Below are 24155 nucleotides of genomic sequence, written 5' to 3' on the forward strand. Positions count from 1 at the left end.
TAACTTTTGGGGGGCAGATCAAATTTGACCGCTTTTTTACGATTACTATGAGCTAACGAGGCAGCTCTTGGCAGTGAGGACAGAAATAACTGTTACGCTGCCCGATAACTTTGGCTTCAATCGCTGTGCGGCAGTCATTACAAGCTTCGCCTTTGCGGCCGTAAACTTGCAGCACTTGGGCGAAATAACCTGGTTTCCCGTCTGGTTGAATAAAATCTTTCAGTGTCGTTCCGCCTTGAATAATCGCTTTAGTCAGCACTTCTTTAATCACTTTCACTAAGCGCTCGCATTGCTTTTCCGTCAGATTTTGCGTAGCAAGCTCCGGATGAATTCCTGCCATAAACAGTGATTCACAAGCGTAGATATTACCTACACCCACCACGATATCGTTATTCATAATAAAGTTTTTGACTGCCACGGTTTTGTTACGGCTTCGTGCAAATAAATACTTAGCAGTAAAAGCTTCTAATAGCGGCTCTGGCCCTAGACGAGTAATAAGTTCGTGTTGTTCGGCATTTTGAGTCCACAGCCAACAACCGAATTTACGTGGATCGTTATAACGTAGAATGGTGCCGTCTTGTGTGATGAGATCAACATGATCGTGTTTGCCTGCCGTTTGTTGATTTTCCGGCAAAATACTTAGTGAGCCGGACATTCCCAAGTGAATCAAAATATCGCCTTGTGTGGTATGTAAAATTAAATATTTGGCACGGCGAGATAATGAAACGATTTTTGCGCCTTGCATTTGTTGCAATTCATCGGAAATCGCCCAACGCAATTTATTGGTTCGAATCACAATTTGTTTAATCGTTTTACCTTGTAAATAAGGTTCCACGCCTCGTAAGCTGGTTTCAACTTCCGGTAATTCAGGCATATATTTTCTCCAAAGATTTGAGATAAACAAAGGGCAAGGATAACCTTGCCCAATATCATTATTTCGCTCTTACGAAACGGCTTAGGATTGTGCCAATCAATAATCCGCCTACTGCAAACGGTAACCACTCCATTGAGTACGCTTTAAGCGGTAAGTTTTCAGTAATACTTACGCCGGCAACCGAAAGAATAGAAACAATGGTTACTAAGATCAATGAAATACGTAATGCTAATAATGGAAGCTGTACAAACAGATTCAATAACAATAAGAAAATCACTGACATTGCAATTGGGTAAAGCACCAATAAAACAGGGATTGATTTGCTGATTACCGCACTTAATCCTTGGTTTGCTAAACCAAAGCCAATTAGGGTACAGATAATGGCATAGGTTTTATAAGAAATTTTCGGGAAAATTTCATTGAAGTATCCACTCACTGAAACAATCAGACCGATTGCTGTGGTTAAACATGCCAATGAAACAATTGCCCCTAACAAGGTTCTACCTAAATCGCCGAAAGCTTGGGTTGCTGCAACGTTAAGAATATAAGTACCAAGATCCTGTTTCTTTGCCGCTAAATCTGCAACAATGTCAGCAGAAATTGGTAATTTATTGCCAATCCAGCCAATTGATAAATAAATTAATGCTAATAAGATTGCTGCAATGACTCCAGCCATTGCGGTTTGCTTACTTAATGCTTTTTCGTCAGAGAGCCCTTTGCTTTTAATTGCATTAATCACAATAACCGAGAACGCCACGGAAGCTAGAGCATCCATGGTGTTATAACCAGCTAATATGCCATTTACCATTGGAGCAGCCATTACATTGGTACTTGATGGATTATCAGACAATAACACGAAACTACTGATCACAAGCGCTAGAATTGTAATCAGTAATAAAGGCGTTAAAATAGAACCGATTCTTTCCACCATTTTTGACGGATTTAAACCAATCCAAATCGCTAAGGTGAAATATACTAAGGTAAAAATAAGCAACGAAATCGGTGTTTGTTCGCCTAAAAACGGTAAAATTGCCATTTCGTAAGCGGTTGCCGCTGTACGCGGAATCGCAAAGAAAGGCCCAATAGTTAAATAAATTGCAACTAAGAAACAGATAGAGAACCAAGGATGAATACGCTGTAAAGCAGCTTTATACCCCCCCTTATAAGAAGCACTCACAATAATACCGAGTAAAGGTAATCCTACACCGGTTACGACAAAACCGGTGATTGCAAGCCAGAAATCCGGACCGCTTTCAAAACCTAGTTTCGGCGGGAAAATTAAGTTACCCGCCCCGAAGAAAATGGCAAACAGCATAAAGCCGACCACAAATGTATTTTTAGTCATATACATACCACACTTTTAATTTGTTTATAGACAAATATCAAACACAAAAGAGAAAAACGGAAGCCCGAAAAATAGTAAAACCGAACTTTACTGAAAAAAGTAAAGCTCGGTTAAAAACAGACCGCTTGTAGCGGTTAGTTCATATATAAACCGCCGTTTACATGGATAGTTTCACCGGTGATGTATTTTGCATCATCACCTGCTAAAAATGCGACTGCTTTCGCAATATCTTGCGCCGAACCTAATTGACCTGCTGGAATTTGACTTAAGATCGCTTGTTTTTGATCTTCGTTTAATTCATCAGTCATATCGGTTGCGATAAAGCCTGGAGCAACCACGTTTACCGTAATGCCACGAGAAGCGACTTCTTTCGCTAATGATTTCGAGAAACCGACTAAACCGGCTTTTGCCGCACAGTAGTTGGTTTGACCTGGGTTACCCATTGAGCCGACAACTGAACCGATAGTAATGATTCGGCCGCCTTTTTTCATCATCGGGCGTAATACTGCTTTAGATAAGCGATAAACAGAAGTTAAATTGGTTTGGATAATGTCGAACCAATCATCTTCTTTCATACGCATCAATAAACCATCACGAGTGATACCTGCATTGTTTACTAAAATATCAACATCACCGAAATCCGCTTTGATTTGTGCCAATACAGCTTCAATAGAGTCTGCATCTGTTACGTTTAACACTAAACCTTTACCTTTATCGCCTAAGTATGCAGAAATACTTTCCGCACCTTTTTCCGATGTTGCGGTACCAATCACGGTTGCACCTTTTGCAGCTAATTCTTCTGCGATAGCTTTACCAATACCACGAGTTGCACCCGTAACTAATGCGATTTTACCTTGCATTTTTTTCTCCTATAAAAAGTTCCCCTCTTTTCAAAGAGGGGTGTTAATCATTATGCTGAAACAGCCTCTAATGAAGCTACATCATTGACTGCTTTGGCATTTAGCTCTTTTACGATACGACCAGCTAAACCGGTTAAGACTTTACCTGGGCCGATTTCATAAAGCGTTGTAACACCTTCATTCGCCATTTTTTCTACCGTTTCAGTCCAACGAACTGGGCTATAAAGTTGGCGAACTAATGCATTACGAATTGCTTCAGCATCGGTCTCTACACTAACATCAACATTGTTAATAACTGGTACAACCGGTACGTTTAACGTGATATTTTGTAATGCTTCGGCTAATTTATCTGCAGCCGGTTTCATTAATGCACAGTGAGAGGGCACGCTTACCGCTAATGGTAATGCACGTTTTGCACCTGCCGCTTTACATAATTCCCCTGCTTTTTCTGCAGCCGCTTTTGTACCAGCAATCACTACTTGCCCTGGGCTATTGAAGTTTACTGCTGAAACGATTTCACCGACTTCCGCTTGAGCTTGTTCACAAGCATTAATAATTGCTTGGTTATCTAAGCCGATAATCGCATACATTGCACCTGTACCAGCCGGTACAGCTTGTTGCATTGCATTGCCGCGTAATTCCACTAATTTGATTGCATCTTGGAAATCTAATACACCTGCACAAACTAATGCTGAGTATTCACCTAAGCTATGACCTGCCATTACAGACGGTTTTAATTCAGGGTATTTTTGTTGCCACACACGATAGATCGCAACCGATGATGCTAAAAGTGCCGGTTGGGTACGTTGTGTTTGACCTAAATCTTCTGCGGTACCGTTTTGGACTAAATCCCAAAGATCATAACCTAAAACATCAGAAGCTTGTTTGAAGGTTTCTTCAACAATTGGGTATGTAGTTGCAAGATCCACTAACATTCCGACCGCTTGTGAGCCTTGACCTGGAAATACCATTGCAAAATTTGACATATTTTTTCCTCTTATTTATAAATTTGGTACTGAGGACACACGGCGTGCGTCCGTTATGAATAATGCTTAATCTGGTGAATAATAAAGTTTACCTATTTCAATACGCTGACGACCGGTTTCTAAACGCCATTTATTTGAATCGCGTAAAGAATAGACGCAACCGCAGTATTCTTGCTGATAGAAACGTTCACGTTTACTGATTTCGATCATACGCTGCGAACCGCCGTTTTTACGCCAGTTGTAATCCCAATAAACCACATTATCAAATTTAGCGGCGGCACGATGCCCGCAGTCGTTGATTTGGTTCATATCTTTCCAGCGTGAAATGCCTAAGCAGCTGGTATAAACCGGAAAACCGTTGTTATGTGCGTATTCCGCCGCTTTCTCAAAACGCATATCAAAGCACATCGTACAGCGGATACCACGCTCCGGCTCCCACTCCATTCCTTCCGCTTTTTTAAACCATTCACGGCGGTCATTTTCGTAATCATCATCGAAATCAATGAACGGAATACCCCATTTCTCGGCAAAGCGAATATTTTCCTCTTTACGAATCAGATATTCTTTCATCGGATGAATGTTCGGATTGTAGAAATAGATAGTAAATTCGATACCTGATGAGTGGATTGCTTCCATCACTTCACCGGAACAAGGCGCACAGCAAGAGTGCAGCAATAATTTGTTATGTCCGCTCGGAAGCGTTAATTTTTCACGCACAAAAGGTGCGTTCGGATCTTTGCCTTTACGCGTTAGCTTTTTCTTTTGTTGCAACGCTTGTTTATGTTCTAAAGGTTGTTGATTTTGTTCTGTCATAAAAGTTGTAAAAAATTCTCAAAATTTGACCGCTTATTAATACGAACGATCGGCCGATAAATAAGCAAGAGAAATTAACGCTTGTTTGTATTCGCTTTCCGGTAATACGGCAAGGGCATCAACGGCTTTTTGTGCTTCTTGTTTAGCACGGGCCATTGCATAATCAAGTGATTGGTGTTCCGCCATAATTTCTAATACAGCTGGAATTTGTTCACGTTCCCCGCCATTTTCAATTGCTGAACGAATCATATCCACTTGAGCTTGGTTACCTTTCGCTTGTGCGGCGTGCATAGCGTGCAGCAATGGTAAAGTCGGTTTACCTTCAACGAAATCATCACCGACATTTTTGCCGAAGCTTTCCGCTTTTGCTGAGTAATCTAAAATATCATCAATTAATTGGAATGCGGTACCGAGATAACAACCGTAATCTTTCAACGCCGTTTCAACCGATTTTTCTACCCCAGCCACAATGGCAACACATTGCGTTGCCGCTTCAAATAGGCGTGCGGTTTTATTGTAGATAACACGCATATAATTCGCTTCGGTAGTATTCGGATCATTCACATTCATCAGCTGCTGGACTTCACCTTCGGCAAGCGCATTGGTGGCAGCAGACATCACTTTTAACACTTCAAGCGAATCAACACTGGTCATCATTTGGAATGAGCGCGTGTAAATGAAATCGCCAACCAATACGCTCGCTGCATTTCCGAAGGTTGCGTTGGCAGTAGCTCGGCCTCGACGCATATCCGACTCATCAACCACATCATCATGCAATAAAGTGGCGGTATGGACAAATTCAATAAAAGCCGCACAAGTAACGTGTTTATCGCCACGGTAACCTAAAGCGTTAGCGGCAAGTACCGCAATTAATGGGCGAATACGTTTGCCACCACCGGCAATAATATAATGGCCTAATTGGTTGATTAAAACGACTTCGGAGTTAAGCTGAGCGAGAATCTCAGCATCTACCGCTTGCATATCTTGCTTCGCAAGCGCTTGAATTTTCTCGAGTGTTAATAGCGTTGTCATTTCGTTCTCATATTAAATGTGAAAATTTGGCGGCAATTCTACCTTAAATCTGACAAGCTTCAAAAAAGAATCGAAAAAAGCGGTCAATTTCATCAATTTTTTTACAAAACGGCGGATAAGTCTCTTGATGTTTTAACGATATATTCTTTTTTGAAGTTTGGTAAAATCTGAAAATTGCTTAGATTGTTTACTCAGAGTAAATAGTCTATCAACTTTGATCTATCTAAACATAAGGAAAATTATTTTGTAGAATGATATTCAAAAATTTCATTCATCTTTAGAATCTAGGACATTAATTATGGCAAAACAAATCGCAGTTTTAGTTGGTAGTGGTAGTAAAACATCAATCAGTCAGTTAGTTGCAAATCACTTAAAAAGTGTTGCACCGGCAAGTATTCAATTAAATTTCGTTAATATTGCGGATCTTCCTTTATATGATCGTGATTTAGATGAGAACAGCCCTGATGCATACACTCGTTTGCGTAATGCAATTGAACAAGCTGATGGCGTATTACTGATTACACCAGAACATAACGGCGGTATGTCAGCAATGATTAAAAATGCAATCGATGTGGGTTCACGTCCGATGGGTCAAAGCAAATGGCTTGGCAAACCTGCCGGTATCGTTTCTGTTGCAGCGGGAATGTCTGGCGGTGTAAGAGCAGCGGATCAATTACGTGTTATTGCTTCCGGTACTTTTATTAATATGCCAGTTGCGCCATTTGCAGCGAATGTTGGCGGAATTTTCAATGGTGTATTTAACGAAAATGGTGAGGTTGTTTCTGAAGCTGTAGCAGGGATGTTAAAAGGCTTTATTGACGGCTATGCTGATTTTATCGCTAAATTCTAATCAATTCATATAAGACTTCTATATTACAACTACTTAATCAAGCGGTTTAATTTTTGCAAAATTTTGCGGAAATTTAACCGCTTTTTTGTTGTTTATACTATTGTTAATTGTTTCAAAATTGGAAATAGTCCATCAACAAAAAGGTTATTTATCTTCTATTTTTCAATAGATAAAATGTGTATCTCTATTGTTCAGTCTTATTATTTAAAGGAAAGCAAAAAATGAACTCAAACTTAGAAAAATTTACGCCATACGCATTAGCATTATTACGTATTGTTGCAGCTTATATGTTCTTACTACACGGTACGGCAAAATTCTTTGAATTTCCCGTATCGATGACAGGCGGTAACGGTGCAGTACCATTAATGTCAATGTACGGTATCAGCGGTATTTTAGAAATCGGTGGTGGTATTTTATTACTTTTAGGCTTATTCACTCGCCCAGTTGCCTTTTTACTTTCAGGTATGATGGCATATGCATATTTCTTTACGCACGCAACGGCGGAGAATATTGCGCTCCCTCTAGTAAATCAGGGTGAATTAGCGCTGTTATACTCGGTGGTATTCTTCTTATTAGTGTTTGTCGGTGCAGGCACATTTGCATTAGATAATAAACGCCAAAACCTCAACAAATAAGGCTTTTAGCCGATAAAAAAGTTAAGCGGTCATTTTTTGCAAAAAATTTGCAGAATTTGACCGCTTTTTTGTTATAATAGCTTTATCTAAAAATCGAGAGGGTAAAAGCTGCGGTTTTGTCGTCTATTTCATAGAATTAAAACGAAAAAACACGTGGTTTTTTTAGGTTAATAACAGGCAAAAATAATGCTTATGACTTTCTTTAATGCCTAAAATCGGACATAAGAAAAGATAACACAGAAATTTTTCATTTTTCTGAAAATGGTTCTTGCTCTTTGCATAGTTTTTGCGTAGAATTGACAACCTATTTTATATGAATTTAAGAGTGCCTAAGCAAAAGCGATTGGCACAAATTAGCGGAGTAAATATGTACGCAGTTTTCCAAAGTGGCGGCAAACAACACCGAGTAAGTGAAGGTCAAGTAGTTCGTTTAGAGAAACTTGAAATCGCAACTGGTGAGAAAGTTGAATTTGACTCAGTGTTAATGGTCGTTAACGGTGAAGATGTTAAAATTGGTGCACCAGTAGTTGCTGGCGCAAAAGTAGTGGCTGAAGTTGTAGCGCAAGGTCGTGGCGATAAAGTTAAAATCGTTAAGTTCCGTCGTCGTAAACACAGCCGTAAACAACAAGGTCATCGTCAGTGGTTCACAGAAGTGAAAATCACTGGGATTCAAGCATAATTTCAGAGGAGATCAAGTAGATGGCAACTAAAAAAGCTGGTGGTTCAACTCGTAACGGTCGTGATTCTGAAGCTAAACGCCTTGGTGTTAAACGTTTTGGTGGGGAATCTGTATTAGCAGGTAGCATCATCGTTCGTCAACGTGGTACTAAATTCCACGCTGGTAGCAATGTTGGCATGGGTAAAGACCACACTTTATTCGCAACTGCTGACGGTAAAGTTAAATTTGAAGTGAAAGGCGAGAAAAATCGCAAATACGTAAGCATCGTTGCTGAGTAATTCATTTCAATGTAGATTTGAAATAAAACCCCACGAATGTGGGGTTTTTTCTTACCTTTTTTCCAACCTTATAAAAAATCCATGAAACAACAACCCTTGCTTGGCTTTTTATTTTCTTTGATAGCCATTCTGATGTGGGGAATGCTACCGCTTGCGATTAAACAAGTTCTAAAATCACTTGATTCTCAAACGATTGTTTGGTTTCGATTCTTAGTCGCAACGCTTGGTGTTTTCGCCATGCTTGCTTTTGCAAAAAAATTACCAAATTTGACCGCTTTCTTTCGCCAATATCACAGGTTGTGGTTAATCGGGGTCATTGGATTGTCTTGCAACTTCTTCCTATTTAATCTCGCCTTAAATTATATTCCGGCTGCAACCAGTCAAGTTCTTAGTCCGCTTTCTTCTTTTGTGATGATTGCATTGGGGGTTGTATTGTTTAAAGAAACAATCGGTATCCATCAAAAAATTGGTTTTGTGTTGGTGGTTAGCGGTTTGGTGATGTTTTTTAATAACCGTTTTGCCGACTTAATCGCGATGAACAGTTATGCATACGGTGTATTACTTGGTATTTGTGCAAGTTTGATTTGGATTGGCTATAGTTTGTCGCAAAAAATCATGTTGGCGCATTTTAGTTCGCAACAAATTTTGTTATTGATTTATTTTGGTTGTACCTTAGTCTTTACGCCTTTTGCACATATGGGAGAATTAGCTAAATTAGATTTAGCTGCTTGGGGCTGGTTAGGATTCTGTGGCATTAACACCGTTATTGCTTATGGTTGTTATGCTGAAGCATTAAATCGCTGGGAAGTTTCTAAGGTAAGTTTAATGATGACGCAAATTCCGATCCTGACTATTATGCTGACTGCATTAAGTCATGCAATTTCGCCAGAGCTATTTGAAGCTCCAGACTTGAATGGATTAAGCTATATTGGGGCGATTACGGTAGTTTCCGGTGCTATGCTTTCTGCTGTGGGACATAAATTATTTTATCGTAATCAACTCCGCAAAAAATAATAGGAATAAGAATGCAACAAAGACCCTTACTCGGATTTTCACTTGCATTGCTCGCAACGGCAACATGGGGAGCGTTACCGATGATGGCACAGCAAGTTTTAAAATATGTTGATGCACAAACATTGGTGTGGAGTCGCTTCGTGGTTGCAGTAGCAGTGCTAGGGTTACTCTTACTTGCGACACACCGCTTACCAAAATTAGCAAAACTTACGCTAAAAGATGGGGTTTGGGTGTGTTTAGGTGTTATTGGATTATCAATTAATTTTGTATTATTTGCTGATGCACTTAACTATATTCCACCAACTACAGATCAAGTACTATGGCAATTAGCGCCGTTTACTATGATTTTATGTGGTGTTTTATTTTTTAAAGAGCAATTAAAATTTTTCCAAAAAATAGGCTTTGCATTGTTAGTTATTGGTCTGATTGCATTCTTTAATGATCATTTTGATGAGATTCTGCAATTTGATACTTACGCTTGGGGAATTTTGCTGGGGTCAGGTGCAAGTACGATTTGGGTTATATATGGTATTGCACAGAAATTATTGCTTAGAAAGCTAAGTTCACAACAAGTTTTAATGATTATTTATATTGGTTGTAGCTTATTACTTGCGCCGCTTGCGACACCAACCGAATTAGAACAATTAAGAGGCTTCCCTTTAATCTGCTTTATTTATTGTTGTTGTAATACTTTAGTTGGTTATGGTGCTTATGGTGAGGCGTTAAACCATTGGGATACTTCCAAGGTGAGTGTAGTTACTACAATGATTCCGGTTTTCACGATGATTTTTGCTTTTATCGGGCATTATTTTTTCCCAAATACGTTTGATAATCCGGATATGAATTTAGTTAGCTATATTGGTGCATTCATTGTGGTAATTGGAGCGATGTTAGCCGCAGTAGGGGATAAGCTATTGGTAAAAAAATCAGAAAAATAGACCGCTTGTTAGCGGTAATATTCTTCAATATATCGGCCAAGAAAAAAGTGATGAGTAGTGGGATACTCATCACTTTTTTATTATTACTTATTGAACTATAGTTCGATGTATTCGACATCTAGACGGAGTAGTGTTTGAGACAGTTCTTCCGTCATTTGTCGATGGCTGAGGACCGCTTGTTTTTCAGCCATCACGATACGTGTAATAGGTTTATCCAGCAAACCGTTTAAGCAACGATAGTTTAATGCGCTTTGTAGTGGCAGGAAACTTGGGTTAAATGCCGCATTTTCCGCATAACGACCAGTAATAACTTGTTCACCTACTTTTAAGGCAATTCCGCTCATTGCATGACTATACGGCGCATAAGATTGCTGGGCGGCAATAATAGCTGCTTGAGAAAGCGGATCTCCAGTAAGTTCAAAGGTATGGTGCTGAGTATCGAAAAGAACTTGTTCAATATTCAAATCTTTTGGTCCAAAAGAATCCGGTAGATAGTTTTGTAATAAATTATTTTGGCTGTGATGTAAATGAATTTTTAATGTCTTAGCTGAATTTAATTCATTCATAAATTGACGGCAATGACCACAAGGGGTGTAGTTGACCACCATATCTTGAATAGACTTTTCACCGGCTAGCCATGCGTGTGATACGGCACTTTGTTCGGCATGTACGGTTTGTTGAATAGAAGTTGATGAAAACTCTTGGTTTGCGCCAAAATAGAAATTACCTGATTCACCAATAGCAATCGCACCGACATAGAAGTTAGATACGGGGATGAGCGCATAACAGGCAGCAAGCGGTAAACAATGTAATGCTAGTTCGATGGGAGAAAGCTCAAATTGTTGGCACCATTGTTGAATTTGAGCGCCAGAAAAACGTGCTTGATATTGTTGAGCTTTTAATTGATCCGCAATAGTTGTTGTGATCGGATTGTTGTGTTCCAAGACCGTCTTTTCAAGTCGTGCTTGGAGTGCAAATAAAGTAGCCATCTTATTCTCCTTTGTTTGACGGGGAATTATTATACCCGCAAATCAGTACGCCGGCTGTGATCAAGATCGCACTAATGATATGAAATGAATAGATTGCTTCATTTAACAACAAAATGCTGAATAATACGGCAAACAAAGGTGTGAAATTGGTCATTACTGCTGCTTTGGCTGAACCGATAATGGCAATGCCATAATTCCAAAATGCATAAGAAAGTATAGACGGACCTAGCACTAAATAAGCAACGCCCAACCACTGATAAGTGGTTAAATTTTGTAGTGTTTTTGCAGATATTTGCCAAAACTCATAGAGAAAAAGAGGCGTTAAGGTCAACACAGCTAAGCCGACCAGTGCCGTTAAGAATGCTGTATTGCTAATCCCGCTAGGGCGTTGGCGGATAATGCAGCAATAAATGGCCCAACTCACGGCAGATGCGATAGTCCATAAATCGCCTCGATTGATTTCTAATTGTGCCAGACGAGTTAAATTTCCTTGGCTTAAGAGCCAAGTAACACCGACTAAACTTAACAGAGCACCACTGAAAATAATCAGTTTAATTTTTTCTTTAAAAAAGAGTAAGTTTAAAAATAGTACTAAAACCGGTACAACGGCAAGATAGAGACCGGCATTCAAGGCAGAGGTAGATTTTAAGCCTTGATATAATGTTGCCGGAAATAGTACAACGCCTAACATACCAAGGCTCCAAATGAGTGTTTTTGACGTTTCGATTACCGGCAGCGCTTTTACTGTAGGACGATAAAATAAGCAAGCTAAGATGATTAAAGCAGGAAACCAGCGCAGATAAGTCAGAGTAATCGGCTCTATCACATTACTCAGTAATTTCCCTAAAACGAAATTACCTCCCCAGAAAGCTGTCGCCAGAATTAAGCTGGTATAGCCAAGACGAATATTAGCTTGCATGACGACCTCGTTCTACGATAACTCCTACGCTGCTCGCTTGTGCAACGGCTTTAGGTTTATGTAGTTCGATTCTAAGTGCTTGAATGTTGTAAGTTTGTTGCAAGAGATCGGCAATTTGGTGAGCTACGGTTTCGACTAATTTAAAAGGTTTTGATTCTACAAATTGTAATACCTTTTCTGAAACTTCCGCATAATTTAAGCAGTATTGCACATCATCAGTTTTTGCTGCTTGTGTGAAATCCCATTCCATCTCAATGTTGAATATCAAACGCTGCTTAATTGTATGCTCCCAATCATAAGCTCCGATGGAAGCGAAACCGGTAAGTTCATGGATAAAAACTTTATCAGCCATTTTAGTTTTCCTTATTTGTTTATGATAACATTTACGAAAATATAGCACACAAGCGAAGTAGCCCCTAGAAATTAAAGGAAAAATTATGAGTATCACCGCCTATTTATTGATTATAGCAGCCTATATATTTGGCTCTATTTCTAGCGCCATTATTTTCTGCCGGCTCTCTGGGCTACCTGATCCGCGAGAGTGTGGATCTCATAACTCGGGGGCGACAAATGTGCTTCGTATCGGAGGAAGAATTTCGGCACTAGGAGTGCTGCTCTTTGATATTTTGAAAGGCAGTTTACCGGTACTATGTGCTTTTCAGCTAGGATTGGAACCTTCAGAAATAGGTTTTATTGCTTTAGCGGCTTGTTTAGGACATATTTTTCCGGTGTTTTTTCAGTTTCGAGGTGGCAAAGGCGCAGCGACTGCATTTGGAGCACTATTGCCAATGAGTACGGTTGTCGCCGGTGCTGCTTTATGTAGCTGGTTAATTGTATTTTTACTATTTGGTTTTTCTTCGTTAAGTGCAGTGGTTACGGCATTAGTTGTACCATTTTATATCTGGTGGTTTAGACCAGAATTTACTTTCCCTGTTGCATTAGTATGTTGCTTGTTGGTATATCGTCATCACGATAATATTCAGCGTTTATGGCGAGGGCAAGAAGAAAGAATATGGGATAAGCTGAAAGTCGGTAAAGAGTAGCTAAGTCAAGCGGTCGAATTTTTTAAATTTTTAACAAATACTTTGTTGAAGAGAAATTTGACCGCTTGTTTTATTGAACAGTTTTAATTAACTTGTTCAAGTTTATATTACTACTGCTTCATATTGTGGCGCTTCAAGATTTGCAGCAAAGCCCGCATCAAGAGCAGTTTCATAGCTAAATTCACTGTCATTTGCAGCGAAGTTAGCTGCTTCTAAGCTATCATCAGTCTCACTTAATTCGCTTGGCAAGCTAAGTTCTTCTGCTTCAAGAGGTTGTTCAAGCTCTGTTGTGAATAAACTGGATTCGACAGCTTCGTTTTCTATTATCAACTTCTCGATATTCAGCCATTAATGCCATAGGCTGTTCTGTATCAATACTATATGTGGTGCTGTTACCATTTGTATTGAGATCAACGATCTGGATACCGTTTTCAGTCAGAGTTGGAATAATATTTGACGCAAGCGCATCTGAGCCTAAGTGAATTTCAAGCCCATCTGCATAACCGTCATTATCCGTACCCGCATTATTGATATCACTGCCGATACGTTTTTCCATCACATCGGTTAAGCCGTCCTGATCTCTATCATCGTTTGAATAATGATAATCCATACGATAGCCTTGAGAGAATTCTTCTTTTAGCTGAGCATCTTTTTCAAAGAAGCTAGATAAAGCATGTAATCCGGATAGCTGACCTTTTTTAAAGTCAAAAGAGGTTGTTCCATCATAACGGCCAAGGAATTTATCTACAAATTCACCACTAATGATATAAGAATCCGTTTTATGTTTGGTAACAACATTTGATGTATCACTATTGTACCCAACCATCAAAACCAAGAAAATAAAAAACAAATAGGGATTTGGTTGAAATAAATGAAATTAAGTGGTCGGAATATTGAAAACAGGGGAATTGCTATGCATTGCCCCTTTTTAATTGGAAGGAAAACTAAGAAAAAATAATGAATTGGCTGGAATGGACGGTTTGGAGGATGCGGATAAGGCGGAAGGGTGTAATTCTAAATTCGGTTCGAATGTCGTTTCAGCTCGAGAGGCTGACATCAATTTCGAAATATTAGGGTATATGTGTGCATATTTTGCTAAAACATTATCAACGATATGTGTTGATGCGGTGTGTTTAGTAAATGTGTTGATCATAGTGATCTCCTTATAATTATAGACTGGGATAATTCCCACGGAGATTCTATGTTAGTCAAATTTTAGCCGCAATAATGCTTACAAAAAAGCGGTTAAATTTGTAAAAAAATCTTTAAATTCAATCGCTTATTGTTATGGATTTTGATCTATAAATTTAACTTGTTCAATTTGTCCGCTTCTTCTTTAAATTCCATAATGGCATTTTTATCAAAGAAATATTGGGTGCCGCAGCACTTGCATTGCATATCAATTACGCCATTTTTTTCGGCAAGCATTTCATCAATTTCTTCCATTGGCAACAATAGAATCGCATTGCCTGAACGCTCTCGAGAACAGCCGCAATGGAATTTGGTCTCTTGTGGCGGATAAACTTCAACTTGTTCTTCGTGATATAAACGGAATAAAAGTTCTTCTGCTTCTAAGCCGAATAATTCTTCGTCTTTAACCGTTTCGGCAAGCGTCATTAAATGCTCGAAGTCTTCCGGTGTACCGGTACCGTCCGGCATAATTTGTAATAATAGACCGCTAGCTACCGCTTTGCCTTCATATTCGCCGGTGCGAATTACTAAATGGGTTTGAAGCTGCTCTGAACGAATAAAATAATCTTCTAAACATTCACGAATGGTTGGTTTATCTAAGGCAATCACACCTTGGTAACGTTCGCCATCATTCGGCATAATAGAAATAACTAACACGCCGTTACCAATCATTTCGCTTAAGGTTGCATTGTCAGCAATTTCCGCTTGCGTGCGAGCTAATGCGCGTAATTGTTGCTGTTCATTACCGTTTACCACCGCTAATTTGAGCGGACCGTCACCTTGAATTTGCACGGTAATCGTCCCTTCAAATTTCATAATTGCGGTGAGTAGGCTGGTTGCGACCAACATTTCACCTAATAAATTTTGTACTACTTTCGGATATTGGTGGGTATTCAGCGTTTCGGTAAAGGTATCGTTTAAACGAACCCATTCGCCACGTACAGCGCGGTTTTGGAATAAATAGCGATAAAGTTTGTCGTCGTCTTTTGTATAACTCATGGTTTTTCCTAGTAAAAGCGGTAGGATTTGCAAAAAAATTTGCAAATTTGACCGCTTGTTAAAATAAAAGAAGGCACACGTAAAACGTGCGCCATAAATTTGTCGTTAATATGGGGTTCAATTTATAAATTACAATATTTGATCTTTAAATTTTACCAGATCACGGCGCTCTTTTTTATTCGGTCGGCGATCTGGATGTGGCATCGAAAGCGCATTTGCTTTGCGAGCAAAGGCAATCGCTTCACGTTGCTTAATGCTTTTTTCGGTTTCTTGATAAAGTAATTGGGCTTCCGGCGCACCTCGACGTTGGTCACTGAGTGCGGTAACAATCACTTCTTTTTCATCATTACCTTGGCGCAGTTTAATTGTTGCGCCGACTTCTACCGTTTTACTGGTTTTCGCCCGTTGCCCGTTATAATGCACTTTTCCACCTTCAATCATTGCTTTAGCAATCGAACGTGTTTTATAAAAACGTGCCACCCATAACCATTTATCGAGGCGAACTTCATTATCTTCTTTTGATGTTGGTTGTTTCATTTGACTTCTCGTTAAGTGCATTTTTTATAGGCAATTCGTGGATAATTTCCCGTAAACACACATTCAAATTCAGAATGTATTATGATAACAATGTCATAAAAAAGAACAAATAATTTTCGGTAAATGTGGTATCTTAATGACATCATTTTGATGTGGGAGCAAAGCATGCAGACTCAACAACTTCCTAAAATTTTGAACGTTGAAACAATTGCGAAAACTCGAATTTTTGAGGTTCAGGCGGTCGATTTGCGTTTTTCAAATGGTGAAGAGCGCACTTTTGAGCGTCTCACGCCGCAACGCCGTTCTTCCGTAATGGTGATTCCGATTCAAAACCAAGAACTGATTTTTGTTAAAGAATATGCGGTTGCTTCCGAGCGCTATGAATTAGGGTTTCCGAAAGGGATTGTTGATCAGGGCGAAGAACCCATCATAAGTGCAAATAGAGAATTACAAGAAGAGATCGGTTTCGGTGCAAAACGAATTGAATTTTTACGCTCGCTTTATACTGGCCCGAGTCATATGTTTGGGCTGATGCACGTATTTATTGCACAAGATCTTTATCTGTCCAAATTAGAAGGCGATGAGCCGGAACCGTTAGAAGTGGTAAGAGTGCCTTTGGCAAAAATAGATGAGTTACTTGCTGATCCAAATTTTGCGGAATCACGAAATCTAGCCGCCCTTTTTATGTTAAGAGAGTATCTGACAAGCGGTCAAAAATAGGGAAATTTTAGCATGCAGTTATTAAATTCAACGCTTTTACAATCAGTCAAACAAATTGCATTAGAAGCTGGGGAACACCTTAAACGTTTTTATCAGCATTCGGTCGAAATTAAGATTAAAGCGGATCATACCCCGGTAACCGAAGCGGATCTGTTTATTAGCCAATTTATCACGGAAAAATTGCGCCAACTCACGCCGAACGTGCCAATTTTATCGGAAGAAAATTGCAATATTCCATTGGAAGAACGCCTGTCGTGGCAAGAATATTGGATTATTGATCCGCTAGACGGTACACAACAATTTATTGATCGAACTGATCAATTTTCTGTGGTGATCGGCTTGGTGCAACATAATCGCCCGGTGTTAGGTGTGATTCATGCACCAATTCTAGCAAAAACATATTTTACCATGGCAGGAAACGGTGCATTTTTGCAAGAAAATGATGAAATTCGACCGCTTGTTGGGCATCAAGGTTTGCTCTGCAGCAACTGTTTAAAGATTGCAATGGGGGCATCGGCACAAAGTAAAGTATTAAATTCTGTCAATTCATCTTATCAAGCGGAAATTTTGCAGTATGGCTCAAGCAGCTTAAAAGCCGGTTTGATTGCCGAAGGAAAAGTAGATTGTTATGCACGATTTGGTGATACCGGCGAATGGGATACTGCCGTAGCAGAAGTTTTATTGGCAGAGGTTGGCGGTAAAATTTTTGATTTGAATTTTGAGCCGTTAACTTATAATCAACGTCCGACTTTTGTAAACCCTCATTTTGTGATGGTGGCGGATAAACAGTTGAATTGGGAAAAAATCTTTCAATTTAATTCGTAATAGCTATTTGCAACATCAGTAAAAATGTTACATATTAGTTAAATGACTCACGAATTCGGGAATAATATAAAAATGAATATCGAAAATAGTTGTATTGTTATTTTTGGCGCATCAGGTGATTTAACCTTTCGTAAATTAATCCCTGCGCTTTATAACTTATTTAAAATTGGTCGACTCGGGGAGCATTTCTCGGTATTAGGTGTAGCTCGTTCTGAGCTTACGGACGATTCTTTCCGCAGTAAAATGCGTGATGCCTTAATCAAATCTGAAAAAGCAGAAGGGCAATCGTTAGACGATTTCTGTACTCACCTTTATTATCAAGCGGTTAACACTTCTGATGCGGTAGATTATGCGAAGTTATTACCTCGTTTAGATGAGCTACACGATAAATACGGTAGCTGCGGTAACACGCTTTATTACCTTTCTACACCGCCAAGTTTATATGGCGTTATTCCGGAATGTTTAGCAGCTCACGGCTTGACCACCGAAGAATTCGGCTGGAAGCGTATCATCGTGGAAAAACCGTTCGGTTATGACATTAAAACTGCTAAAGAATTAGATGAAAAAATCCATCATTACTTTGAAGAACATCAAATCTATCGTATTGACCACTATTTAGGTAAAGAAACGGTTCAAAATTTACTTGTACTTCGTTTTTCAAACGGTTTATTCGAGCCTTTATGGAACCGTAATTTCATTGATTACGTGGAAATTACCGGTGCGGAAGCAATTGGCGTGGAAGAGCGTGGCGGTTATTACGACGGTTCTGGCGCAATGCGTGATATGTTCCAAAACCACTTGTTACAAGTATTAGCCATGGTTGCGATGGAGCCACCGGCAATTATTAATGCTGATTCAATGCGTGATGAAGTGGCGAAAGTGTTGCATTGTTTACATCCGTTAACTGCTGAAGATGTGAAAAATAACGTGGTGCTAGGTCAGTATGTGAAAGGTGAAGTGGATGATCAAATGGTTGCCGGCTACTTAGAAGAGAAAGGTGTACCGGCGGATTCAAATACTGAAACTTATATGGCGCTTAAATGCGAGATCGATAACTGGCGTTGGGCGGGCGTTCCTTTTTATGTGCGTACAGGCAAACGTTTGCCGGTGCGTGTCACGGAAGTAGTGATTCATTTTAAAACGACACCACATCCGGTATTCAGCCAAAATGCACCGGAGAATAAACTAATTATTCGTGTGCAGCCTGATGAAGGTATCTCAATGCGCTTCGGCTTGAAAAAACCGGGCGCAGGCTTTGATGCGAAAGAAGTTTCAATGGACTTCCGTTATTCGGATTTAAGTTCGGCATCAAGCTTATTAACCGCTTATGAGCGTTTATTATTAGATGCGTTAAAAGGCGATGCAACTTTATTCGCTCGTACTGATGCGGTACACGCTTGTTGGAAATTTGTGCAGCCGATTTTAGATTATAAAGCGGAGAGAGGCAGAATTTATGAGTACGAAGCGGGTACTTGGGGGCCGACCGAAGCGGATAAACTTATTGCGAAACACGGTAAAGTATGGCGTAAACCATCAGGTATGATGAAGAAAAAAGTATAAAAAATGATACTCTCGTCCGTTTGTGAGCGAGAGATAGATAAAATTGCGTAAGACAATTTTTATCAGGGAGAGGGGAAAAATAGTAACATAGCCCTCTCCCTCCGAAAATCCTACGGATTTTCTCCTCCCTCTCCCGTAAACGGGCGAGGGGAAAAAACAATGGAGATAAAATGAATTACATCACCTTCCCATCCGCTCAGCAAGCGGTGGAAAAAATTGCACAAGAATTTGCGTTATACAGCCAATTAAACCGTCCGGTACATATTTCATTATCCGGCGGTTCAACCCCGAAATTATTGTTTAAAACATTAGCGCAAGCACCATTTAATACGGCAATCCAATGGCAAAATCTACATTTTTGGTGGGGTGATGATCGCATGGTGTTACCAACGGATCCTGAAAGTAATTATGGTGAAGTGCAAAAGTTACTCTTCGATCATATTCAAATTCCTCAACAAAATATTCACCGTATTCGTGGCGAGGAGCCGGTAGAACAAGAACTTGCAAGATTTTCACAAGAATTGACCGCTTGTGTGCCTGATTTAGCTTTTGATTGGATCATTCTCGGCATGGGGAATGACGGTCATACCGCTTCACTTTTCCCTCATCAAACTGATTTTAATGACCCGAATGTGGCGGTTATTGCTAAACATCCTGAAAGCGGTCAAATTCGTATTTCAAAAACCGCTAAATTGCTTGAGCAAGCGAAACGTATTACTTACTTGGTAACAGGTGCAGTAAAAGTGGAAGTCTTAAAAGAAATTTACGAAACTGAAGCAGAAAAACTACCGTATCCGGCGGCTCGTATTAAAGCGAAAAATGGTGTGACCGAATGGTATTTAGACCAAGAGGCGGCAAAATTATTATAGCTTATAGATTATAATGAAATTCATAATAAGGCTTAATATTTTTCAATGCGGGTATTGCAGATTTGCATTGTTTTTTGTGATTGTTTCATTTAGGATTCCAATTAAATGAAAATCTTTAATAAGGAATTCCTATGACGATTCACACACAACAACATACAAATAATTTAAGGCACGCGATTGATAACAGCCCAATGAGCGCATATCAATGGGCAATCGTAATCATGGCTGCCGTGATGAACTTTTTAGACGGCTTTGATGTATTAGCGATTGCTTTTACCGCAACTAATATTTCTAAAGAGTTCGGTTTATCTAAAACCGAATTTGGTGTGTTAGTCAGCGCCGGTTTAGCCGGTATGACGATTGGTTCGCTTTTCCTTGCGCCACTTGCCGATAAATTCGGTCGCCGTCCGTTATTGTTACTTTCAGTGGCATTATCGGCGATTGGTTTATTGATTTCAGGTTTAGCGAGCACGCCATTTGTACTTGGTTTTTCACGTGTGATCACCGGTTTAGGGGTTGGTGGTATTTTAGTCGGCACCAATGTGATTACTAGCGAATATTCTTCAAAGAAATGGCGTAGTTTTGCCATTAGTGTTTATGCGGCGGGTTTCGGTATTGGTGCGATGATCGGCGGTATGATGGCAAAAGAATTACAAGCGGCTTATAGCTGGCATACGGTTTATTTTGCCGGCGTTGCAATGACTGCGGTAGTGTGGGCGGTATTATTTATTTGGTTACCGGAATCGATCGATTTTTTAACTACCAAGCAACCGGCAAATACGAAAGCGCGTTTAAATCAAATTGCAGCAAAAATCGGCTTTGGGTTTAATGGTGAATGGGATTTACCGGCAAAAGTAGAAGCGGTAAAAGCCAAACTACCGATTTCACAACTGTTTAGTGATAAATATCGCCGCTCGACATTACTATTATGGCTTTCATTCTTTGCCATTATGTTCAGTTTCTACTTTATTAGCTCGTGGACCCCAGCATTGCTCAAAGAAGCGGGAATGACGGTAGAAGATAGTATCAACGTGGGAATGGCCATTTCGATTGGCGGTACCGGCGGTTCATTAATCTACGGTTTAATTTCTAGCCGTTGGCAGGCAAGAGCAGTATTAATGCTATTTACCGTGTTATCAGCAATTGCGATTGTGGTGTTTATTCTTTCATCTTCAGCGCTCGGTGTGGCGATGGCAATGGGCGTCGTTGTCGGTGCGTTAGTGAACGGTTGTATCAGCGGTTTATATACTATTAATCCGGCAACTTATGATGCGAATATCCGTAATACCGGTGTAGGCTGGGCGATTGGTGCAGGGCGTGCAGGTTCAATTCTTGCGCCGACAGTCGCAGGAATGTTGCTTGACGGTGGCTTAGCGAAACAAGATTTATATATCGCCGTAGCAGGTGTAATGTTACTATCAACGTTGGCGCTAGCATTCAAGAAGTCGAATGTATAAACTCATTATTTAAGGTGGGAATGCTCCCACCTCTAGGCATTTCTAAGTTGGTCGAATTTGCAAACTTTTCTGCAGAATTAGAGCGTTTAAATATTGATGTCGAAAAAGTAGATATGGTCGGCAACCCAACAGGCTTAAAAGCATTTTTAAAACTACGCGACAACCACTCAGCCTTTGATGACGTGAAGAAAAACGGTTATATCGGCATTCCAGCGTTGGTGTTGGAGAATGGGAATGTGGTGTTGGAGAATGGGAATGTGGTGTTGGAGAATGGGAATGTGGTGTTGGATAAAGATCAGTTAGCGGAGATTTTTAGTAAATAATTTTTAGATAGCGCGCGTCTCCCGACGCGTACCATCGATGAAGTACATAAAGTGTATAAGATAACCAAAGATTATGATTTTTTGATTAGTTGTTTTTCTAGATTTTTTAAAGAAAAAAATATTATTGAAAAGCTAAATGATATTGAGAATTTAGATATTTCTGGGTGGGAAATTTGGCTACAAGTAGAGCTTTTAATTTTCTTAGCTTCATTAGATAACATTGCTGAAGTTTACCGAGAAGAACGTTGTTTTATGGATTTACAAAAAGAAAAATTGAAAACATTATGTTCAATAGATTTTATTATTCGACAAAAAGGTGCTCATAGTTTTATTCCTTTAGGAATAAAGCAAAATAGTGCGGCAGCTTCTTGTATAAGGAATATGTGTAAAGATTTAGAAAAATATAACAAAATTAGAGATACACAATTACCTAGCGAAAGAAATTTATGGCTAATGGGAATTCATCGTAAAGTTTCTAGAGAACATATAATTAAACTGATTCGAAAGAATTATCTAGACTTAGATGAACGATTCATTTTTACTCAAGAAATTAAAAATACAAATTTTATGTTTACCTTATTCTAGAAAACACTGTAATAAGTAGATTGATTTTTTCTGATAGCGAGAGTCTCCCGATATACGTTTAAATAATAGCTTAAAGATCTCCATTGGGAGACGGTCGTGAGCCATGAGCGCTAACCTAGTACTTACGTACTAGGTTATATATAGTGTTGCCACGCTGTGGCAAATACAAATGAAAGATTAACTTGGTTGCAAAGCAACCACACAATTTATAACCCCATACATTAGTAGTGTGGGGATCAGCAAGCGGTCAATTTTGCAAAAAATGTTACAAATTCGACCGCTTGTAACGAATCAAAACCAACAGGAGAAAACAATGTCAGTAAAAGGCGATATTGGCGTTATCGGTTTAGCGGTAATGGGTCAAAACTTAATTTTAAATATGAACGACAATGGCTTTAAAGTGGTGGCGTATAACCGTACTACTTCAAAAGTGGATGAGTTCTTAGGGGGCGCGGCGAAAGGTACGAATATTATCGGCGCTTATTCGTTAGAAGACTTAGCGGCGAAATTAGAAAAACCGCGTAAAGTGATGTTAATGGTGCGTGCTGGTGAAGTGGTGGATCAATTTATTGAAGCGCTTCTTCCACATTTAGAAGAAGGCGATATCATTATTGATGGTGGTAACTCAAATTACCCTGATTCAAACCGTCGTGTTAAAGATTTAGCGGCGAAAGGTATTCGCTTTATCGGTACCGGTGTTTCGGGCGGTGAAGAAGGTGCACGCCACGGGCCTTCAATTATGCCAGGCGGTAACATTGAAGCGTGGGAACACGTTAAACCGATTTTACAAGCGATTTCAGCGAAAACTGACAAAGGCGAGCCTTGCTGTGACTGGGTAGGTAAAGAAGGTGCTGGTCACTTTGTGAAAATGGTTCACAACGGTATCGAATACGGTGATATGCAGCTAATTTGCGAAGCTTATCAATTCTTAAAAGACGGTTTAGGTTTAAGTTACGATGAAATGCAAGCGATTTTCCAAGAGTGGAAGAAAACTGAATTAGATAGCTACTTAATCGACATCACCACCGATATCTTAGGCTACAAAGACACAGACGGCACACCGTTAGTAGAGAAAATATTAGATACTGCAGGTCAAAAAGGTACAGGTAAATGGACGGGGATCAATGCGTTAGATTTCGGTATTCCATTAACCTTAATCACGGAATCGGTATTCGCTCGTTGCGTATCTTCATTCAAAGATCAACGTATGGCTGCTTCTAAATTATTCAGCAAAACGATCAGTCCAGTTGAAGGCGACAAAAAAGTGTGGATTGAAGCGGTGCGTAAAGCATTACTTGCTTCAAAAATCATGTCTTACGCACAAGGCTTTATGCTTATTCGTGAAGCATCAGAAAACTTTGGTTGGGATATCAACTACGGTGCAACCGCACTTTTATGGCGTGAAGGTTGTATCATTCGTAGCCGTTTCTTAGGTAACATTCGTGATGCGTATGAAGCGAATCCAAACTTAGTATTCTTAGGTTCTGACGATTACTTCAAAGGTATTTTAGAAAATGCGATGACAGACTGGCGTAAAGTGGTGGCGAAGTCTATCGAAGTGGGTATTCCTATGCCTTGTATGGCGTCTGCGATCACCTTCTTAGACGGTTATACTTCAGAGTGTGTGCCGGCAAACTTACTGCAAGCGCAGCGTGACTACTTTGGTGCGCACACTTATGAACGTACCGACAAACCACGTGGCGAGTTCTTCCACACTAACTGGACCGGTCGTGGCGGTAATACAGCTTCAACCACTTATGATGTGTAAGATATCTCTGAACTAATTGCTCTGTGAAGCTTCTAAAAAGCGGGTAATAAATTTAGGGGCTGTAGT

At 39.7% G+C, this 24155-nt stretch carries 29 protein-coding genes; 16 read left to right on the top strand and 13 right to left on the bottom strand.

Going from position 1 to position 24155, the window contains the following annotated elements; translation table 11 throughout:
- Positions 1 to 52: 52 nt before the first annotated feature.
- The 6 genes from mutM to ispB all read right to left on the bottom strand — a co-directional run bounded on the left by mutM (position 53) and on the right by ispB (position 5910).
- On the bottom strand, positions 53 to 874 hold the full coding sequence (gene mutM, locus HMPREF0027_RS02065) for a bifunctional DNA-formamidopyrimidine glycosylase/DNA-(apurinic or apyrimidinic site) lyase (RefSeq protein WP_005621773.1): 822 nt from the start codon (positions 872 to 874) through the stop codon (positions 53 to 55).
- Between the two features lie 58 nt (positions 875 to 932).
- Positions 933 to 2219 (bottom strand): branched-chain amino acid transport system II carrier protein, encoded by a 1287-nt coding sequence (brnQ, locus tag HMPREF0027_RS02070; RefSeq protein WP_044024220.1) that lies wholly within the window; start codon positions 2217 to 2219, stop codon positions 933 to 935.
- A gap of 134 nt (positions 2220 to 2353) precedes the next feature.
- Positions 2354 to 3079, bottom strand: coding sequence for a 3-oxoacyl-ACP reductase FabG (gene fabG, locus HMPREF0027_RS02075; protein WP_005621777.1), 726 nt, complete (start codon positions 3077 to 3079; stop codon positions 2354 to 2356).
- Between the two features lie 50 nt (positions 3080 to 3129).
- Positions 3130 to 4065, bottom strand: a complete 936-nt coding sequence (gene fabD, locus HMPREF0027_RS02080; RefSeq protein WP_005621779.1) for an ACP S-malonyltransferase — start codon at positions 4063 to 4065, stop codon at positions 3130 to 3132.
- 66 nt (positions 4066 to 4131) lie between these two features.
- Positions 4132 to 4878: an epoxyqueuosine reductase QueH gene (locus HMPREF0027_RS02085; protein WP_005621781.1), complete on the bottom strand. Its 747-nt coding sequence runs from the start codon at positions 4876 to 4878 to the stop codon at positions 4132 to 4134.
- A gap of 36 nt (positions 4879 to 4914) precedes the next feature.
- Positions 4915 to 5910, bottom strand: coding sequence for an octaprenyl diphosphate synthase (ispB, locus tag HMPREF0027_RS02090; protein ID WP_005621782.1), 996 nt, complete (start codon positions 5908 to 5910; stop codon positions 4915 to 4917).
- Positions 5911 to 6208: 298 nt separating this feature from the next.
- Here ispB and HMPREF0027_RS02095 point away from each other — a divergent pair, with 298 nt between their 5' ends.
- The 6 genes from HMPREF0027_RS02095 (at position 6209) to HMPREF0027_RS02120 (ending at position 10304) form a co-directional block, all read left to right on the top strand.
- Positions 6209 to 6760: an NADPH-dependent FMN reductase gene (locus tag HMPREF0027_RS02095; protein WP_005621784.1), complete on the top strand. Its 552-nt coding sequence runs from the start codon at positions 6209 to 6211 to the stop codon at positions 6758 to 6760.
- Positions 6761 to 6981: 221 nt separating this feature from the next.
- Positions 6982 to 7395: a DoxX family protein gene (locus tag HMPREF0027_RS02100; protein WP_005621785.1), complete on the top strand. Its 414-nt coding sequence runs from the start codon at positions 6982 to 6984 to the stop codon at positions 7393 to 7395.
- Between the two features lie 367 nt (positions 7396 to 7762).
- On the top strand, positions 7763 to 8074 hold the full coding sequence (gene rplU / locus HMPREF0027_RS02105) for a 50S ribosomal protein L21 (RefSeq protein ID WP_005618624.1): 312 nt from the start codon (positions 7763 to 7765) through the stop codon (positions 8072 to 8074).
- Between the two features lie 20 nt (positions 8075 to 8094).
- On the top strand, positions 8095 to 8352 hold the full coding sequence (rpmA, locus tag HMPREF0027_RS02110; protein WP_005621788.1) for a 50S ribosomal protein L27: 258 nt from the start codon (positions 8095 to 8097) through the stop codon (positions 8350 to 8352).
- Between the two features lie 36 nt (positions 8353 to 8388).
- Positions 8389 to 9366, top strand: a complete 978-nt coding sequence (locus HMPREF0027_RS02115) for a DMT family transporter (RefSeq protein ID WP_005621791.1) — start codon at positions 8389 to 8391, stop codon at positions 9364 to 9366.
- A gap of 11 nt (positions 9367 to 9377) precedes the next feature.
- Complete coding sequence (locus HMPREF0027_RS02120) at positions 9378 to 10304, top strand: DMT family transporter (protein WP_005621794.1); 927 nt, start codon at positions 9378 to 9380, stop codon at positions 10302 to 10304.
- A gap of 95 nt (positions 10305 to 10399) precedes the next feature.
- On the opposite strand, the gene cdd is transcribed toward HMPREF0027_RS02120, so the two are convergent.
- From cdd to folB, 3 genes are read right to left on the bottom strand one after another with little or no spacing between them, the layout of a single operon-like run.
- On the bottom strand, positions 10400 to 11293 hold the full coding sequence (gene cdd, locus HMPREF0027_RS02125) for a cytidine deaminase (RefSeq protein WP_005621797.1): 894 nt from the start codon (positions 11291 to 11293) through the stop codon (positions 10400 to 10402).
- A gap of 1 nt (position 11294) precedes the next feature.
- Positions 11295 to 12212, bottom strand: coding sequence for a DMT family transporter (locus HMPREF0027_RS02130; RefSeq protein WP_005621800.1), 918 nt, complete (start codon positions 12210 to 12212; stop codon positions 11295 to 11297).
- Positions 12202 to 12564 carry a dihydroneopterin aldolase gene (gene folB, locus HMPREF0027_RS02135; RefSeq protein WP_005621803.1) on the bottom strand — a complete coding sequence of 121 codons (363 nt, stop codon included), beginning with the start codon at positions 12562 to 12564 and terminating at the stop codon, positions 12202 to 12204. The genes HMPREF0027_RS02130 and folB overlap by 11 nt, the downstream gene beginning before the upstream one ends.
- A gap of 85 nt (positions 12565 to 12649) precedes the next feature.
- On the opposite strand from folB, the gene plsY reads away from it, so the two are divergent.
- Positions 12650 to 13255: a glycerol-3-phosphate 1-O-acyltransferase PlsY gene (plsY, locus tag HMPREF0027_RS02140; protein WP_005621806.1), complete on the top strand. Its 606-nt coding sequence runs from the start codon at positions 12650 to 12652 to the stop codon at positions 13253 to 13255.
- Between the two features lie 102 nt (positions 13256 to 13357).
- Here the strand turns inward: plsY and HMPREF0027_RS12345 are convergent, their stop codons facing one another.
- Entirely contained in the window at positions 13358 to 13504 is a 147-nt protein-coding gene (locus HMPREF0027_RS12345) for a hypothetical protein (RefSeq protein ID WP_005621808.1), read from the bottom strand.
- A gap of 28 nt (positions 13505 to 13532) precedes the next feature.
- Positions 13533 to 14081: a hypothetical protein gene (locus tag HMPREF0027_RS02145; RefSeq protein ID WP_005621811.1), complete on the bottom strand. Its 549-nt coding sequence runs from the start codon at positions 14079 to 14081 to the stop codon at positions 13533 to 13535.
- 145 nt (positions 14082 to 14226) lie between these two features.
- Here HMPREF0027_RS02145 and HMPREF0027_RS02150 point away from each other — a divergent pair, with 145 nt between their 5' ends.
- Positions 14227 to 14424 (top strand): hypothetical protein, encoded by a 198-nt coding sequence (locus HMPREF0027_RS02150; RefSeq protein WP_044024221.1) that lies wholly within the window; start codon positions 14227 to 14229, stop codon positions 14422 to 14424.
- A gap of 130 nt (positions 14425 to 14554) precedes the next feature.
- Here the strand turns inward: HMPREF0027_RS02150 and hslO are convergent, their stop codons facing one another.
- Complete coding sequence (hslO, locus tag HMPREF0027_RS02155; RefSeq protein ID WP_005621814.1) at positions 14555 to 15445, bottom strand: Hsp33 family molecular chaperone HslO; 891 nt, start codon at positions 15443 to 15445, stop codon at positions 14555 to 14557.
- Between the two features lie 129 nt (positions 15446 to 15574).
- Positions 15575 to 15982 (bottom strand): ribosome-associated heat shock protein Hsp15, encoded by a 408-nt coding sequence (hslR, locus tag HMPREF0027_RS02160; RefSeq protein ID WP_005621817.1) that lies wholly within the window; start codon positions 15980 to 15982, stop codon positions 15575 to 15577.
- 165 nt (positions 15983 to 16147) lie between these two features.
- On the opposite strand from hslR, the gene nudE reads away from it, so the two are divergent.
- From nudE to gnd, 8 genes are all read left to right on the top strand, one after another.
- Complete coding sequence (gene nudE / locus HMPREF0027_RS02165; protein WP_044024222.1) at positions 16148 to 16702, top strand: ADP compounds hydrolase NudE; 555 nt, start codon at positions 16148 to 16150, stop codon at positions 16700 to 16702.
- Between the two features lie 12 nt (positions 16703 to 16714).
- Positions 16715 to 17527 (top strand): 3'(2'),5'-bisphosphate nucleotidase CysQ, encoded by an 813-nt coding sequence (gene cysQ / locus HMPREF0027_RS02170; RefSeq protein ID WP_005621824.1) that lies wholly within the window; start codon positions 16715 to 16717, stop codon positions 17525 to 17527.
- A 72-nt stretch (positions 17528 to 17599) separates the two neighbouring features.
- A complete protein-coding gene (gene zwf, locus HMPREF0027_RS02175; protein WP_044024223.1) occupies positions 17600 to 19087 on the top strand; it encodes a glucose-6-phosphate dehydrogenase in 1488 nt (495 codons plus the stop codon).
- A 170-nt stretch (positions 19088 to 19257) separates the two neighbouring features.
- Positions 19258 to 19956, top strand: a complete 699-nt coding sequence (pgl, locus tag HMPREF0027_RS02180) for a 6-phosphogluconolactonase (RefSeq protein ID WP_005621830.1) — start codon at positions 19258 to 19260, stop codon at positions 19954 to 19956.
- 131 nt (positions 19957 to 20087) lie between these two features.
- Positions 20088 to 21413 carry an MFS transporter gene (locus HMPREF0027_RS02185; RefSeq protein WP_005621833.1) on the top strand — a complete coding sequence of 442 codons (1326 nt, stop codon included), beginning with the start codon at positions 20088 to 20090 and terminating at the stop codon, positions 21411 to 21413.
- A 20-nt stretch (positions 21414 to 21433) separates the two neighbouring features.
- Positions 21434 to 21736, top strand: coding sequence for a hypothetical protein (locus tag HMPREF0027_RS02190; RefSeq protein ID WP_005621836.1), 303 nt, complete (start codon positions 21434 to 21436; stop codon positions 21734 to 21736).
- 51 nt (positions 21737 to 21787) lie between these two features.
- A complete protein-coding gene (locus HMPREF0027_RS02195; protein WP_005621839.1) occupies positions 21788 to 22321 on the top strand; it encodes a hypothetical protein in 534 nt (177 codons plus the stop codon).
- Between the two features lie 313 nt (positions 22322 to 22634).
- Positions 22635 to 24089, top strand: a complete 1455-nt coding sequence (gene gnd / locus HMPREF0027_RS02200; RefSeq protein ID WP_044024405.1) for a decarboxylating NADP(+)-dependent phosphogluconate dehydrogenase — start codon at positions 22635 to 22637, stop codon at positions 24087 to 24089.
- The last annotated feature ends 66 nt before the right edge of the window (positions 24090 to 24155 follow it).

Origin of the sequence: Actinobacillus ureae ATCC 25976 (assembly GCF_000188255.1) — a bacterium.
In the GTDB taxonomy this organism is placed as follows: domain Bacteria; phylum Pseudomonadota; class Gammaproteobacteria; order Enterobacterales; family Pasteurellaceae; genus Actinobacillus; species Actinobacillus ureae.